This is a genomic window from Photorhabdus aballayi, assembly GCF_026153155.1.
Lineage (GTDB): Bacteria > Pseudomonadota > Gammaproteobacteria > Enterobacterales > Enterobacteriaceae > Photorhabdus > Photorhabdus luminescens.
The window spans coordinates 177369-190074 of sequence record NZ_JAPFCD010000001.1; the positions used below are offsets into that span (position 1 = coordinate 177369).

A 12706-nucleotide genomic window follows, 5' to 3' on the forward strand; every position below is an offset into this window, starting at 1 on the left:
TGTTCTTTAAACAATAGTACGCTTTAATACAGAATATTTTAAGGGAAATGAGGCGTAATTAAGCATTAGTACGCTTTTTTTCATGACCGCCTTTACGCTTTCTAGACTACATAGCTATGTTGAAGTTGCGTATTCTGATATAATTTCATCTATTATTAGTTGAAAAAATCACGTTGGAATAACAAAAATATGGTCATTAAGGCTCAAAGTCCCGCAGGTTTTGCGGAAGAGTATATTATTGAGAGTATATGGAACGGCCGTTTTCCTCCTGGCTCCATTCTTCCGGCAGAACGTGAATTATCTGAGTTAATTGGTGTGACAAGAACCACCCTGCGTGAAGTATTGCAGCGTTTGGCACGCGATGGATGGTTAACTATTCAGCATGGCAAACCGACAAAAGTGAATAACTTTTGGGAAACATCGGGCCTCAATATTTTAGAGACTCTGGCCCGTCTTGATCACGATCGCGTTCCTGAGTTGATTGATAACCTACTGGCGGTGAGAACGAATATCGCGGCGATATTTATTCGCACCGCTTTTAGGCATAATCCGGGTAAGTCATTGGAAGTACTGGCAGAAAAAGAGCAGGTGGAAGATAATTCAGAGTCATTTAGCGCACTAGATTATGATATTTTCCGCGGTTTAGCTTTTGCTTCAGGTAATCCAATTTACGGCCTTATTATCAATGGGTTGAAAGGGCTATATACTCGTATAGGGCGTTATTACTTCTCTAATCCTGAAGCGCGTAAATTGGCGCTGAATTTTTATCAGCAACTGGTGATATTATGCCATGATAAATCCTACGATAATGTCATGGAATGTGTACGTAACTATGGTAAAGAGAGCGGTGTCATTTGGCACAGTATGCAAAGTACGATGCCAAGTGATTTATCTGAATTGTCGCTGATGTCTCGTTAGTATTTTTACTTAATTCCTGGCCTTATCCGATCTATTAGTTTCAAATCAAAATTATTTTGAATTGGCCCGGTACAGAATGCTCTGTACCGGGAGTTTTGTTTTTTTCTCACTTAATCTCAAGCCAATCGTTAATATCTCTATTTCAGAATATTATTTTGAATATTTGGATTTTATTTGAATTTTTATTTCGATTAATTGATGGTTATTGGTATCTTGTGGCTATTTAATTGATTCGCTTTTTTCGCCGAAAAAATCAGAATAATGACTGGATATGAAATAATTAGCATGCGATTTGTATCGTAATTATTTCCTTAATTTCATGATTTTAATATTAATTTTTATAATTTGGCTATGTATAAATCACAAATAAATCTGTTGCATAAATGTAATCTAATTGTGACCTAAATCATAAATGTAGATTATTGACGTGACCGATGATTGTTCTATATTGGTTTTTTATAAACAGCATATTATGCTTGCCTAAAATTTTAAATCGTCCGGGGGTTATGATGAAAATCCTTGTTTTAGGTAGTGGTGTTATTGGTGTAACCAGTGCCTGGTATTTGGTACAGCAAGGTCATGAAGTCACTGTCATTGATCGCCAGGGAAGTGCTGCTGAGGAAACCAGTGCCGCTAATGCCGGGCAGATCTCGCCGGGATACGCGACTCCGTGGGGAGCGCCGGGTATTCCATTGAAAGCCATTAAATGGATGTTCCAACGCCATGCTCCATTGGCTGTTCGTCCTGATGGATCGTTGTTTCAGTTACGCTGGATGTGGCAGATGTTGCGTAATTGCGATGCCAGTCACTATGCGATAAATAAGAGCCGGATGGTACGATTGGCAGAATACAGCCGTGACTGTATCAAACAGTTGAGGGCAGATACTGGTATTCAATATGAAGGGCGTCAGGGAGGCACGCTTCAGTTATTCCGTACTAATAAGCAGTTTGATAATGCTGTGAATGATATAGCCGTTCTTGAACAGGAAGGGGTTCCTTACAATTTATTAACGGCAGATAAACTGGCGACAGTAGAGCCGGCATTGGCGCATGTCGCTCACAAATTGACGGGGGGCTTACAGTTACCGAACGACGAAACGGGCGATTGTCAGCTTTTCACCAAAGAATTGGCAAAAATGGCGGCAGCGGCGGGCGTAACGTTTCTGTTTAATAAACAGATCAAACAGTTATTGGTGGAAGGGCATCGAATTACCGGCGTCCAGTGCGAAGATGGCGTGATGACAGCAGACAGCTATGTTGTTGCTATGGGAGCCTATTCAACAGGATTGCTAAAAGGTCTGGTCAAAATTCCAGTATATCCACTGAAAGGTTATTCATTAACTATGCCTATTGTCGATGCAGAACGGGCTCCGGTATCTACTGCATTGGATGAAACATACAAAATTGCGATTACCCGGTTTGACAACCGTATTCGTGTGGGCGGAATGGCAGAAGTTGTAGGATTCAATTTGGATCTGCTTAAAGCACGCTATGAAACATTGAAAATGGTGGCGCAAGACCTTTATCCAGGCGGCGGCGATATCACTCAGACGCGTTTTTGGACGGGATTACGTCCAATGACGCCGGATGGTACCCCGATTGTTGGTCCGACTGAATATCACAATCTCTATCTAAATACAGGGCATGGTACATTGGGATGGACAATGGCATGTGGTTCCAGTCAGTTGCTGGCTGATATTATTTCGGGTAAAAAGCCCGCCATTGCATCTGATGATTTGTCAGTATTTCGTTATATTAATGGTTTTAATGCAAAATTGGCGCCATTTAGCCATCAATTACACACTGAACTGAGAGGCTAATAGAGTATGCCACGTCCGATTTCAGCAACGATTCATCTTGATGCATTGGAAAATAATCTGGCGATTATTCGTAATAAGGTCGGTAATAGTAAGATCTGGGCTGTTGTTAAAGCAAATGCTTATGGGCATGGTCTGAGTTGCGTATGGCAATATCTCGATCAGGCTGATGGATTTGCTTTACTTGATTTTAATGAGGCGATTTTATTACGGGAGCGGGGGTGGAAAGGGCCAATTTTGCTATTGGAAGGATTTTTTAAACCCGAAGATTTGTCGATAATTGATGAATATCGGTTAATAACAGTAGTGCAGAGTCATTGGCAACTGAAAGCAATAGAGATGGCCAATTTGAGTAAACCGATCGATATTTATCTCAAACTCAATAGCGGTATGAATCGATTGGGATTTCCTGCGGATCAATATAGAACGGTTTTATCATCGGCAAAGTGTATCCGGCAAATTGGGCAAATAACATTAATGTCACATTTTGCCAATGCGGATAATAAGGAAATTGGCGTTACTGAACAGCTTAACGTTATTAATTCGGTCAGTCAGGGATTGGATATTTCTCAATCTCTGGCTAATTCAGCCTCTTCTTTATGGTATCCGCAAACTCATAGAGATTGGGTACGTCCTGGTATTGTGCTGTATGGCGCTTCACCGAGTGGAAAGTGGCAAGATATTGCCGATATTGGATTGAAAGCAGTGATGAGCCTGCAAAGTGAAATTATTGCCATTCAGAATCTCAAAGCAGGAGACAAAATCGGTTATGGCAGTCAATATACCGCGCCAGGCCCTATGCGAGTCGGTACAGTTGCCTGTGGCTATGCTGATGGTTATCCCCGTCGTGCAGTGACGGGAACGCCTATTATTGTCGATGGTGTTAGGACCCAAGTATTAGGTACCGTATCAATGGATATGTTGTCGGTGGATTTAACGCCTTGTCCGCAGGCCCAAATTGGCAGTCCTGTTGAATTGTGGGGGCAAAATTTGCCGGTGGATGATGTGGCGGAGAGCGCTGGAACCATTGGCTATGAATTATTGTGTGCATTGGCAGATCGGGTTCCGGTATCTATACTTCATGGATTTCAAGATGCATCGCGACGGCAAAAGAGCGAATCCCCGGGAGCATAGAGAACTATATGACCGGGGTGAACGAGTGCAGCTAACAAAGAGGCAACTTGAAAGATAACGGGTATATATGTCGTTAAATACCAGACGGCGTGTCAACAAATAGTAGTTAGCGTCTGGTATTGTTGCAGGAAATAAGTTACCGTTTTCGCTAAATTAATATATTTTTGTTTGATGTAATCTGTCTATTTTTGTCAGAAAAATTAGGCGGGCATTAAACATATTGTGCTCTTTAAGAAAAATGGGACATTATTACTTGGAAATGAGGGAAATGATCTTTTACACTTGATAATAGCTAATCGCATAATTGTTTTAAAGGAAATAGTTAATCATGATCAACAAAGCTAAAATTTTAGCCACAGTCGTCGCTTTTGGTCTTTCTTCATCTTTAGCTTATGCGGGGCAGTGGTCAATTGGCGCCTCTGTTTTGTCTGAGGCATCACCTTATAAAGGAGTAAAAAATAAAGATAAAGTGTTGTTTGTTCCAATGGTTAATTATGAAAGTGACAATTTCTACTTTCATACTTTAGCCGCCGGGTACTATGTGTGGAATCAACCAAAAGATCAACTATCTTTAGATGTCTATTATTATCCTCAAAGTTTCCGTCCAAAAGATAATGAAGATAAGCAGATGAAAAGACTGGATCGTCGCCATGATACAATGATGGGCGGTTTTAGCTATCGTCATATTGAAGATTGGGGAACGCTGCGTAGCTCTTTTGCTGCGGATACTTTGAGTAAAAGTAAAGGCATAACGATTGATCTGGCTTATTTGTATGAATTTAAAAGTGATGATTGGTCATTACAACCAGGATTAGGTGTAGTTTGGAATAGTAAAAAACAAAATCGTTATGAATATGGCATCAAAGATAATGAATCGCGCCGTAGCGGATTAGAAAAATATACTCCAGATGATAGCTGGATTCCCTATGTGGAATTATCTGCCAATTATAAATTTAACCAGACATGGTCTGCATTTATGATGGGGCGTGTTGAGCGTTTACCGAGTGAAATTAAAGATAGTCCGATGGTTAATAAGTCATATTCAAGTATTGTCTGGACAGGTATTACATATAGTTTTTAATTGCTCGTAGCAATAATATCGAATAGAGACTGAATTCACTAGGTAGTATTCAGTCTTTCTGATGTGAATGAGTGAGATATTTACTGATAGTCTTTCCGGCAACGGATTAAAACTGAAAGGTGGGCTGGACTATCATCTTTAGAAATTAATGGCTTATGGATACGCGCTGTTTCTACACAAATCATATTTTTATAACCTTCATTACACATATCTTTCATGTTGTTCGATAGTTGGGCGCCTGGATTCCAGCATACAACATCACTGTGATGATAATGGTGAATTTCAATTGTTCGTTTCAGCGATTTATCCCTTATCAGATTAAAATCTTCTGGCTCGGTATAAATATGATCAGTACGACCGTTGAAAATAAAATCTTCTGTTGTTGTGTATTGCTCTTTATCAGCAACGGTATCAATAAAATGTTTACCTAAACCACTGACTGAAATTTGATTAATATCGCCTATATTCAAATAAGTGTGTAGGGCGCAGGTGGCTTGATAATCACCATAGGTTTCCAGCTCCACTTCACAGGTTTCACACAGTTTGAAACGGGCAATCAAGGTAAAATCATGAGGCCACAATTTATGGGTATATTCATTGTCTCTCAGCGTGAAAGTTAATATGACGCCATTTTCATGTTCATTATGTGCGCTAAATTCCCAGGGAAGAATTCTGGCAAAACCGTGACTTGGCGCTCTTGAGGAACCAAACCAAGGCCAACAAATAGGAATGCCGCCGCGGATAGCCGTGCCTGCTGCAAATGTGGTTTTCTTGCTTAACCACAACCCCGGTTCCTCACCACTAGGTTGCCAGGCGATGAGATGCGCCCCTTGCAGACTGATTGCGCCACGAACTTTAGGATGAGAGACGACTATCAGTGGGAAGCCATCTATATTTCGTTGACTAATAGCTGGAGAAATTTGTTCTGCAACCGGTAATGAAAAGATTCTATCGTTCATCCGTATAACCTTTGAACCAAAACTGGGAGATGGCATGGCCCCAAGAATAACGCATGTTGTGCACAGATTGAAACAAAAGAGCTGCCGGGGAAGGGCAGCTCTTTTCAGCAAGGAAGTTACTCAGTTATTTAGCGATGTGAGCAATCAGATCCAGAACTTTGTTAGAGTAACCGGTCTCGTTGTCGTACCAGGAAACCAGTTTCACAAAGTTGTCGTTCAGAGCGATACCCGCTTTAGCGTCAAATACAGAAGTCAGTTTTTCGCCATTGAAATCGTTAGATACGACGTCATCTTCGGTGTAGCCCAGAACGCCTTTCAGTTCACCTTCAGCAGCATCTTTGATCACGTCACAAATTTGTTGATAAGTGGCTGGTTTTTCCAGACGCACAGTCAGGTCAACAACCGATACGTTAGGAGTAGGAACGCGGAAAGCCATGCCAGTCAGTTTACCGTTCAGCTCAGGGATAACTTTACCAACAGCTTTAGCTGCGCCGGTAGATGATGGGATGATATTTTGAGCAGCGCCACGACCACCACGCCAATCTTTCGCAGAAGGACCGTCAACGGTTTTCTGAGTTGCTGTTGTTGCGTGAACAGTGGTCATCAGACCTTCAACAATGCCGAATTTATCATTGATAACTTTAGCTAGCGGCGCCAGACAGTTAGTGGTACAGGAAGCATTAGAAACGATGTCCTGGCCTGCATAAGTTTTGTGGTTAACACCCATAACAAACATAGGCGTGTCATCTTTGGATGGGCCGGTCAGAACAACTTTTTTCGCACCAGCGGCAATGTGCTTACGTGCGGTTTCGTCAGTCAGGAAGATACCTGTTGCTTCTGCAACAACATCAACATCCACTTCATTCCATTTCAGGTTAGCTGGATCTCTTTCTGCTGTAACGCGGATAACTTTGCCGTTAACAATCAGGTGGCCGTCTTTTACTTCAACAGTGCCGTTGAAGCGACCGTGAGTTGAATCGTATTTCAGCATGTAAGCCATGTATTCGGCGTCCAACAAATCGTTGATTGCAACGATTTCGATGTCTGAACGTTCTTGTGCAGCACGGAAAACAATACGGCCAATACGACCAAAACCGTTGATACCTACTTTGATAGTCATAGTGTTCCACCAGCTATTTTTTAGTGAATTAAAAATTATTACTAAAGTTACCAAAACCTTGCCAGCCGTCAAGCGGAATCGTGTCAATAGCTGAAAAACTTAGCTTTGAGCTCACCATTTAGACGCTTGCTATAGGGTACTGGCAAATCGAGCCGCCCATCATTATCAAGGCGTAGACAGATATTGAAAGTTAATTGGTTAGATATGCGAGTCACATCACAAACTAGTAGGATAAACCGATCCAGTTAACCGCGGAAAATAAATTCCACTGCTGTAATGTTAATCTTTTGTTATAATTAATCAATTTTATTGAAAGCATGAGTCCTATTATTAAGGTGGTCGTTATGGCTAAGAATCCTGATGTTTCCCTCTATGAAGAACTTACTGATATTCAGCGTCATGTAACCCAGAATGCCGGGACAGAGCCGCCATTCTCAGGGAAATTGCTACATAATAAGAAAAGCGGCGTGTATCATTGTTTATGCTGTGAGCAGCCGTTATTTATGTCCGACACTAAATTTGATTCTGGTTGTGGCTGGCCGAGTTTTTACCAGCCTGTTACTCATGATGCAGTGCAGTATCTTGATGATGATAGTCACAATATGCATCGTATTGAGGTACGTTGCAGTCATTGCAACGCTCATTTGGGACATGTGTTCCCTGATGGCCCGCAACCGACAGGAGAACGTTTTTGCATCAATTCGGCTGCATTAAGCTTTACTGATGAAAATACAGGCGAGAAAACAGTCGGTTAATCGTTTTTATTATTGCGGACATAATCTTAATTTACGCAAAAAATCGTTTCAGCTAATTCTGGAAAATAATGAGGAAATATCAATGGAACTGGATGATCTGTTATCTGTAATGACACCAGAAATATATCAACGCTTGGTTCAGGCAGTAGAACTGGGTAAATGGCAGGATGGTGTACCTCTAACGGTAGAGCAGAAAGAGCATAGTTTGCAAATGATTATGTTATGGCAATCAAGGCATAACCATGATCCGCAACATATGACGATTGGTACTAATGGTCAGTTGGTGATGAAGAGTAAACAAGAACTGAAAACGATCTTTCAGTCTGAGTTGGTGGCAACATTTAAGCCATAATCTTTCGCAAGTAGGTGATGAAAAGGCTGAGTGTGTAAACTCAGCCTGGCCTTGGATTGATATCAGAGAAGAGCGCCTTCTAGTTGAGCAAGTTCTATCAATATAGCGCCTTTCTCTGTTATCTCTTTGAATGCTGATTGGCTATCATTTGGGCTGAGGTTAACCCCTCGACAACCATCGGTAATGACCCAAGTTTCATAACCTAATGCCAGCGCATCCAGCGCGGTAAACTTCACGCAATAATCGGTAGCGATACCGATAATAAACAGGCGTTCAATTTGCTGTGCTTGCAACCAATCATCAAGCCGGGTTTTACTCTGATGGCCGTTGTCAAAGAAAGCACTGTAGCTATCGATCTGTGGATTTTCACCTTTGTAGAAAATTTCAACAATTGCCTGCTTGTTTAGCTGTGGATGGAAATCAGCGCCGGGCTGACCTTGAACACAGTGTACCGGCCACCAAACTTGCGGAATACCGTTTAATATACCGATATCGCCGATCTTTTGGCCGGAATTTACTGCAAAGCTCATATGTTCAGCAGGGTGCCAATCTTGGGTGGCGATAATGCTGATATTGTGTTTCAGACAAATATCAATTGCCTGATTTGCTGCAACAATGACTTGTTCGCTCTCTTCTACGGCTAAAGCGCCGCCGGTACAGAAATCGTTCTGTAGATCAATAAGTAATAGGGCTGTTTTCATCTCTTTCCTTGATTATTTATCAGTATACCCGTTATCTTTCAAGTTACCTTTTTGTTGGCTGCGCTCATTCACCCCGGTCACAGAGTTATCTATGCTCCCGGGGATTCGCTCCCTTGCCGTCGCGATGCATCTTGAAATCCATTGGGTATATAACTTAATTCACCACGTAAATTTTGTTGCATTAAATAACGAATCTGTTCATTGCTATAGGGTTGACTGAGTAAATAGTGCAACTTGGTTAAAGTTGCTTCAAAAGTCATATCGTAGCCGCTTATTACCCCTGCTTCGGCCAGAGCATGGCCCGTTGCATAACCGTCCATATTGACTCGGCCGGAAATGCATTGAGTCAAATTAACAACTACGATCCCTCTTTCTGTCGCCTGTTTTAGCTCTTTCAATAATTCAGGGTGTTGAGGTGCGTTTCCGACGCCATACGAGCGTAGGATGAGAGCCTTAACCGGCTGCATTAAAATATTATTCACAACCTGACTGGAAAGGCCAGGATAAATGGTGATTACGCCAATTGGCTGAGGGGTAATCTGATGAGTAATAAACTCTCCGTGGCTAGCAGGGGCAAAACATGTATTGAAGGTTTTGATGTTAATACCGACTTCCATTAATGGAGAACAGTTTGGCGAAGCAAAAGCATCGAAACCATCGGCATGTGCTTTGACGGTCCGGTTCCCACGAAACAGTTTATTATTGAAAAACAGGCTGACTTCGTTCACTGGGTAATTAGCGGCAAGATAAAGCGCATTCAACAAGTTTGTCTGCCCATCGGAGCGCAGTGCTTCCAGTGGGATTTGCGACCCAGTGACAATGACTGGCTTACCCAGATTCTCAAACATAAAGGAGAGGGCCGAAGCGGTAAATGCCATTGTATCCGTACCATGCAGGATCACGAACCCATCATAATCATGGTAGTTTTCTCGGATATCATCAGCGATAAACTGCCAGTCTTCTGGGGTCATATCAGAAGAATCAATCAGTGGTTGATGTTCACGGATGGTGAATGTCGGCATCTCTGGTCGATGGAATTCGGGCATCTTTGTTAATTGGCGTTGTAAATGCCCGGAAACGGGAATGTATCCCTGAGATGAGTGTTGCATCCCAATGGTTCCGCCAGTATAGACGACGTAAATAGACTTCTTCTGCATGATTGCACCTCATAAAAAGATCAGCAGGATTATAGGAGTATTACAGAATAAAAAAAGCCTGGCAGGGATCTGTCAGGCTAAATTAATCGAGCTATTGCTGGAATCATGCATTGTTATGAGTTGCTTAGCGAATATCTCCGCAATTTAAACAGAATGCATAACGATTTTGCGGATCATTCAAATGGCGATAGAACTCACTTTGTTGTTTCACTTCCTGAGCTGCTTGAGCCAACGGCGCGGGGAGCCAGGCTTGAATCGCTTCCGGTACGATAGCTTGTGCGGTTGCTGTCAACTGGCTCATCAGCAACTCACTGAATGACATTTCAGGCTGCATCCAGTCGAGTTCTGGGTTATCCAATTTTGCCAATTCAGCCGCTTTGGTGACCGCATCATCGAAATCCCCCAATTGATCGACCAATCCATTGGTTTTAGCATCATGACCAATCCACACATGCCCCTGAGCAATTTTATCGACTTCTTCACGTGTTTTATGGCGTGAATTAGCAACAAGGCCGATAAAGTTGTTATAGCCATTCTCGATATTAAGCTGCATCAGTTCTGAGAACTCTTTGCTGAGCCCTTTGGTAACAGAAATACCTGCGAATGGTGTCGTGGAAACGCCATCAGTGTGAATACCGATATGTTCCAGACTGTTTTCATACGTGGTGATGACGCCAAAAATACCGATAGAACCCGTCAAGGTACTTTGGTTTGCGATGATGTAATTAGCCGGAGTAGAGATCCAGTAACCACCGGATGCCGCCATTCCCCCCATAGAAACCACTACAGGTTTATTGGCTGCACGTAGCGCAGCTAATTCGGTGCGGATAACATCAGAAGCGCTCACACTGCCGCCGGGGCTGTTTACCCGCAGAATAACGGCTTTGATATTATCATCCAGACGAGCTTGACGAATCTGAGCGGCGGTTGTGTCACCGCCAACCATGCCTTGAGTTTGCTGCCCATCGACGATTGCGCCTTGTGCGACAATAACGGCGATATTGCCTTTGGATGATGACCTGCCTTCCATCAATTGCGGCGCATAATCATAAATGCTGATAGCGTTGAAGTGGCGGTTTTTCTCGTCCCAACCAAAGGCTTTTGTCATATCGTTTTCAATGATATTACGTGGCGCAACGTAATCGACCAGTTTGTGTTTAAGCGCATATTGCGCATTGTCTCCGCCAACAGCGCGTAAGTCAGCAATCATCTCATCAGCGCCTGGGAATACTTGATCAACAGTGAGTTTGCGGTTGGTAGCGACGGTAATGAGGTAGTTGTTCCACAGCCCGTTGACCCAACGGCTATCAGCTTCGCGGGCATCGGGGGACATATCATCACGCATAACCGGTTCAACGGCCGATTTATACGTGCCGACGCGGAAAATATGCGCGGTAACTTTCAATGAGTCCAATAGGGATTTGTAATACAGATTATTGGTTGAATAGCCATAAAGGCCAACCGTTCCTTGTGGCGATAGATAGATTTTATCGGCAAAGGTAGCCAGGTAATATTGCGACTGATTATAACTATCACTGATAGCATAGATCGGTTTACCGGAAGTTTTAAACTCATTAATTGCCTTACCGATATACTGCATAGATGGCTGATCGGCACCGATAAAGTCATCAAGTTTCAGCACCAACCCTGTGATTTTGTTATCAATTTTTGCCTGGCGAATGCTATCAACAATATCAAACAGGGAGTTTTCCTGGAATTTATTGCTGGATGTGCCAAACAGTTCACGGCTCAATTGAGTCAATGGAGTACGATTAGAGACCTGATCCACAATAACACCGGTGAGATTGACATATAATGCTCCCCGATAACTATCTGCTGTTTTGTTTGGTTGTTGATAGAGCAGAAAACCGCCAACGACAACCAGAATCAGCATGATAAAAATCAGGTTTGAAATGACTTCCCGAATAAAATTTAATAATCGCCAACTCCATTTAAATAATCTTGCGATCAACTTCCATAAAATACGCATATCATCTCCAAAAATAGGATCAAGTGCAGCTATCCTAATGAGCAGACAGGTAAATGTCAGCTTCAAATCGTGGCATATTGCCTGAAAAGACAGCTTTAGGGCTTTTATTTGTTAACAAATAAACAGAAAATGTTAGCTTATAACAAAATACATTATCTAGGAGAGAAAAGATGGACGCATTAGAACTTTTGTTGAACAGACGTTCAGTATCACGTTTAACAACCCCGGCGCCTCAAGGTGACGCATTGCAGCGTATTCTGGAGGCGGGAATGAGAGCGCCTGATCATGGCGCATTACGTCCGTGGCATTTTATTGTCATGCAGGATGAAGGTATTGAACGGTTTAGTCGATTACTTCATCAAGCAGCCATTGATAGCCAGCTTGGCGCTGAGGCGGAAGAAAAAGCGAAAAGCGCGCCTTATCGTGCGCCATTAATCATCGCTGTTATTGCAAAAGTGGCTGAGAATTCCAAAATACCTGAGTGGGAGCAGGTGGTTTCCGCTGGTTGTGCTGTACATGCGATGCAAATGGCTGCTGTGGCTCAAGGGTTTGGCGGTATCTGGCGTACCGGCCCGTGGATTGATGATAATACCGTGCGTGCCGGTTTGGGTTGTTGTGAACATGACAAAATCGTGGGTTTTCTCTACCTTGGAACGCCTGCGCTAAGAGCGCCAAATAAGGTTACTCCGCCTGATATGACCCATTTTGTCAGCTACTTGTAA

Annotated in this window: 12 protein-coding genes; 7 read left to right on the plus strand and 5 right to left on the minus strand. The window is 42.7% G+C overall.

Annotated elements, in window-relative coordinates:
* The first annotated feature begins 189 nt into the window (after nucleotides 1-189).
* From fadR to OO184_RS00640, 4 genes are all read left to right on the plus strand, one after another.
* Nucleotides 190-918 (plus strand): fatty acid metabolism transcriptional regulator FadR, encoded by a 729-nt coding sequence (gene fadR, locus OO184_RS00625; RefSeq protein WP_139654112.1) that lies wholly within the window; start codon nucleotides 190-192, stop codon nucleotides 916-918.
* Nucleotides 919-1427: 509 nt separating this feature from the next.
* On the plus strand, nucleotides 1428-2738 hold the full coding sequence (locus tag OO184_RS00630) for a D-amino acid dehydrogenase (RefSeq protein WP_265377653.1): 1311 nt from the start codon (nucleotides 1428-1430) through the stop codon (nucleotides 2736-2738).
* 6 nt (nucleotides 2739-2744) lie between these two features.
* Complete coding sequence (gene dadX / locus OO184_RS00635) at nucleotides 2745-3869, plus strand: catabolic alanine racemase DadX (protein ID WP_265377541.1); 1125 nt, start codon at nucleotides 2745-2747, stop codon at nucleotides 3867-3869.
* A gap of 328 nt (nucleotides 3870-4197) precedes the next feature.
* Nucleotides 4198-4950: a MipA/OmpV family protein gene (locus OO184_RS00640; RefSeq protein ID WP_265377542.1), complete on the plus strand. Its 753-nt coding sequence runs from the start codon at nucleotides 4198-4200 to the stop codon at nucleotides 4948-4950.
* Nucleotides 4951-5030: 80 nt separating this feature from the next.
* Here OO184_RS00640 and OO184_RS00645 read toward each other — a convergent pair whose 3' ends face one another.
* Both OO184_RS00645 and gapA read right to left on the minus strand, forming a co-directional pair.
* Entirely contained in the window at nucleotides 5031-5909 is an 879-nt protein-coding gene (locus OO184_RS00645) for a D-hexose-6-phosphate mutarotase (RefSeq protein WP_265377543.1), read from the minus strand.
* A 124-nt stretch (nucleotides 5910-6033) separates the two neighbouring features.
* Nucleotides 6034-7029 (minus strand): glyceraldehyde-3-phosphate dehydrogenase, encoded by a 996-nt coding sequence (gapA, locus tag OO184_RS00650; protein ID WP_265377544.1) that lies wholly within the window; start codon nucleotides 7027-7029, stop codon nucleotides 6034-6036.
* Nucleotides 7030-7373: 344 nt separating this feature from the next.
* Between gapA and msrB the strand changes: the two genes are divergently transcribed.
* Complete coding sequence (gene msrB, locus OO184_RS00655; protein ID WP_049581363.1) at nucleotides 7374-7784, plus strand: peptide-methionine (R)-S-oxide reductase MsrB; 411 nt, start codon at nucleotides 7374-7376, stop codon at nucleotides 7782-7784.
* An 82-nt stretch (nucleotides 7785-7866) separates the two neighbouring features.
* On the plus strand, nucleotides 7867-8136 hold the full coding sequence (locus OO184_RS00660) for a YeaC family protein (RefSeq protein ID WP_265377545.1): 270 nt from the start codon (nucleotides 7867-7869) through the stop codon (nucleotides 8134-8136).
* Nucleotides 8137-8198: 62 nt separating this feature from the next.
* Here the strand turns inward: OO184_RS00660 and pncA are convergent, their stop codons facing one another.
* The 3 genes from pncA to sppA form a co-directional block, all read right to left on the minus strand.
* On the minus strand, nucleotides 8199-8837 hold the full coding sequence (gene pncA / locus OO184_RS00665; protein WP_265377546.1) for a bifunctional nicotinamidase/pyrazinamidase: 639 nt from the start codon (nucleotides 8835-8837) through the stop codon (nucleotides 8199-8201).
* A gap of 89 nt (nucleotides 8838-8926) precedes the next feature.
* A complete protein-coding gene (gene ansA / locus OO184_RS00670; protein ID WP_265377547.1) occupies nucleotides 8927-9994 on the minus strand; it encodes an asparaginase in 1068 nt (355 codons plus the stop codon).
* A gap of 124 nt (nucleotides 9995-10118) precedes the next feature.
* Nucleotides 10119-11984, minus strand: coding sequence for a signal peptide peptidase SppA (gene sppA / locus OO184_RS00675; RefSeq protein ID WP_265377548.1), 1866 nt, complete (start codon nucleotides 11982-11984; stop codon nucleotides 10119-10121).
* A gap of 170 nt (nucleotides 11985-12154) precedes the next feature.
* On the opposite strand from sppA, the gene OO184_RS00680 reads away from it, so the two are divergent.
* Entirely contained in the window at nucleotides 12155-12706 is a 552-nt protein-coding gene (locus OO184_RS00680; protein WP_265377549.1) for an NAD(P)H nitroreductase, read from the plus strand.

Coding starts and splice junctions, on each gene's coding strand:
- pncA (WP_265377546.1), bottom strand. CDS start 8,837: ATGAAAACAGCCCTATTACTTATTGATCTACAGAACGATTTCTGTACC.
- OO184_RS00660 (WP_265377545.1), top strand. CDS start 7,867: ATGGAACTGGATGATCTGTTATCTGTAATGACACCAGAAATATATCAA.
- OO184_RS00630 (WP_265377653.1), top strand. CDS start 1,428: ATGAAAATCCTTGTTTTAGGTAGTGGTGTTATTGGTGTAACCAGTGCC.
- OO184_RS00640 (WP_265377542.1), top strand. CDS start 4,198: ATGATCAACAAAGCTAAAATTTTAGCCACAGTCGTCGCTTTTGGTCTT.
- OO184_RS00680 (WP_265377549.1), top strand. CDS start 12,155: ATGGACGCATTAGAACTTTTGTTGAACAGACGTTCAGTATCACGTTTA.
- sppA (WP_265377548.1), bottom strand. CDS start 11,984: ATGCGTATTTTATGGAAGTTGATCGCAAGATTATTTAAATGGAGTTGG.
- OO184_RS00645 (WP_265377543.1), bottom strand. CDS start 5,909: ATGAACGATAGAATCTTTTCATTACCGGTTGCAGAACAAATTTCTCCA.
- ansA (WP_265377547.1), bottom strand. CDS start 9,994: ATGCAGAAGAAGTCTATTTACGTCGTCTATACTGGCGGAACCATTGGG.
- gapA (WP_265377544.1), bottom strand. CDS start 7,029: ATGACTATCAAAGTAGGTATCAACGGTTTTGGTCGTATTGGCCGTATT.
- fadR (WP_139654112.1), top strand. CDS start 190: ATGGTCATTAAGGCTCAAAGTCCCGCAGGTTTTGCGGAAGAGTATATT.
- dadX (WP_265377541.1), top strand. CDS start 2,745: ATGCCACGTCCGATTTCAGCAACGATTCATCTTGATGCATTGGAAAAT.
- msrB (WP_049581363.1), top strand. CDS start 7,374: ATGGCTAAGAATCCTGATGTTTCCCTCTATGAAGAACTTACTGATATT.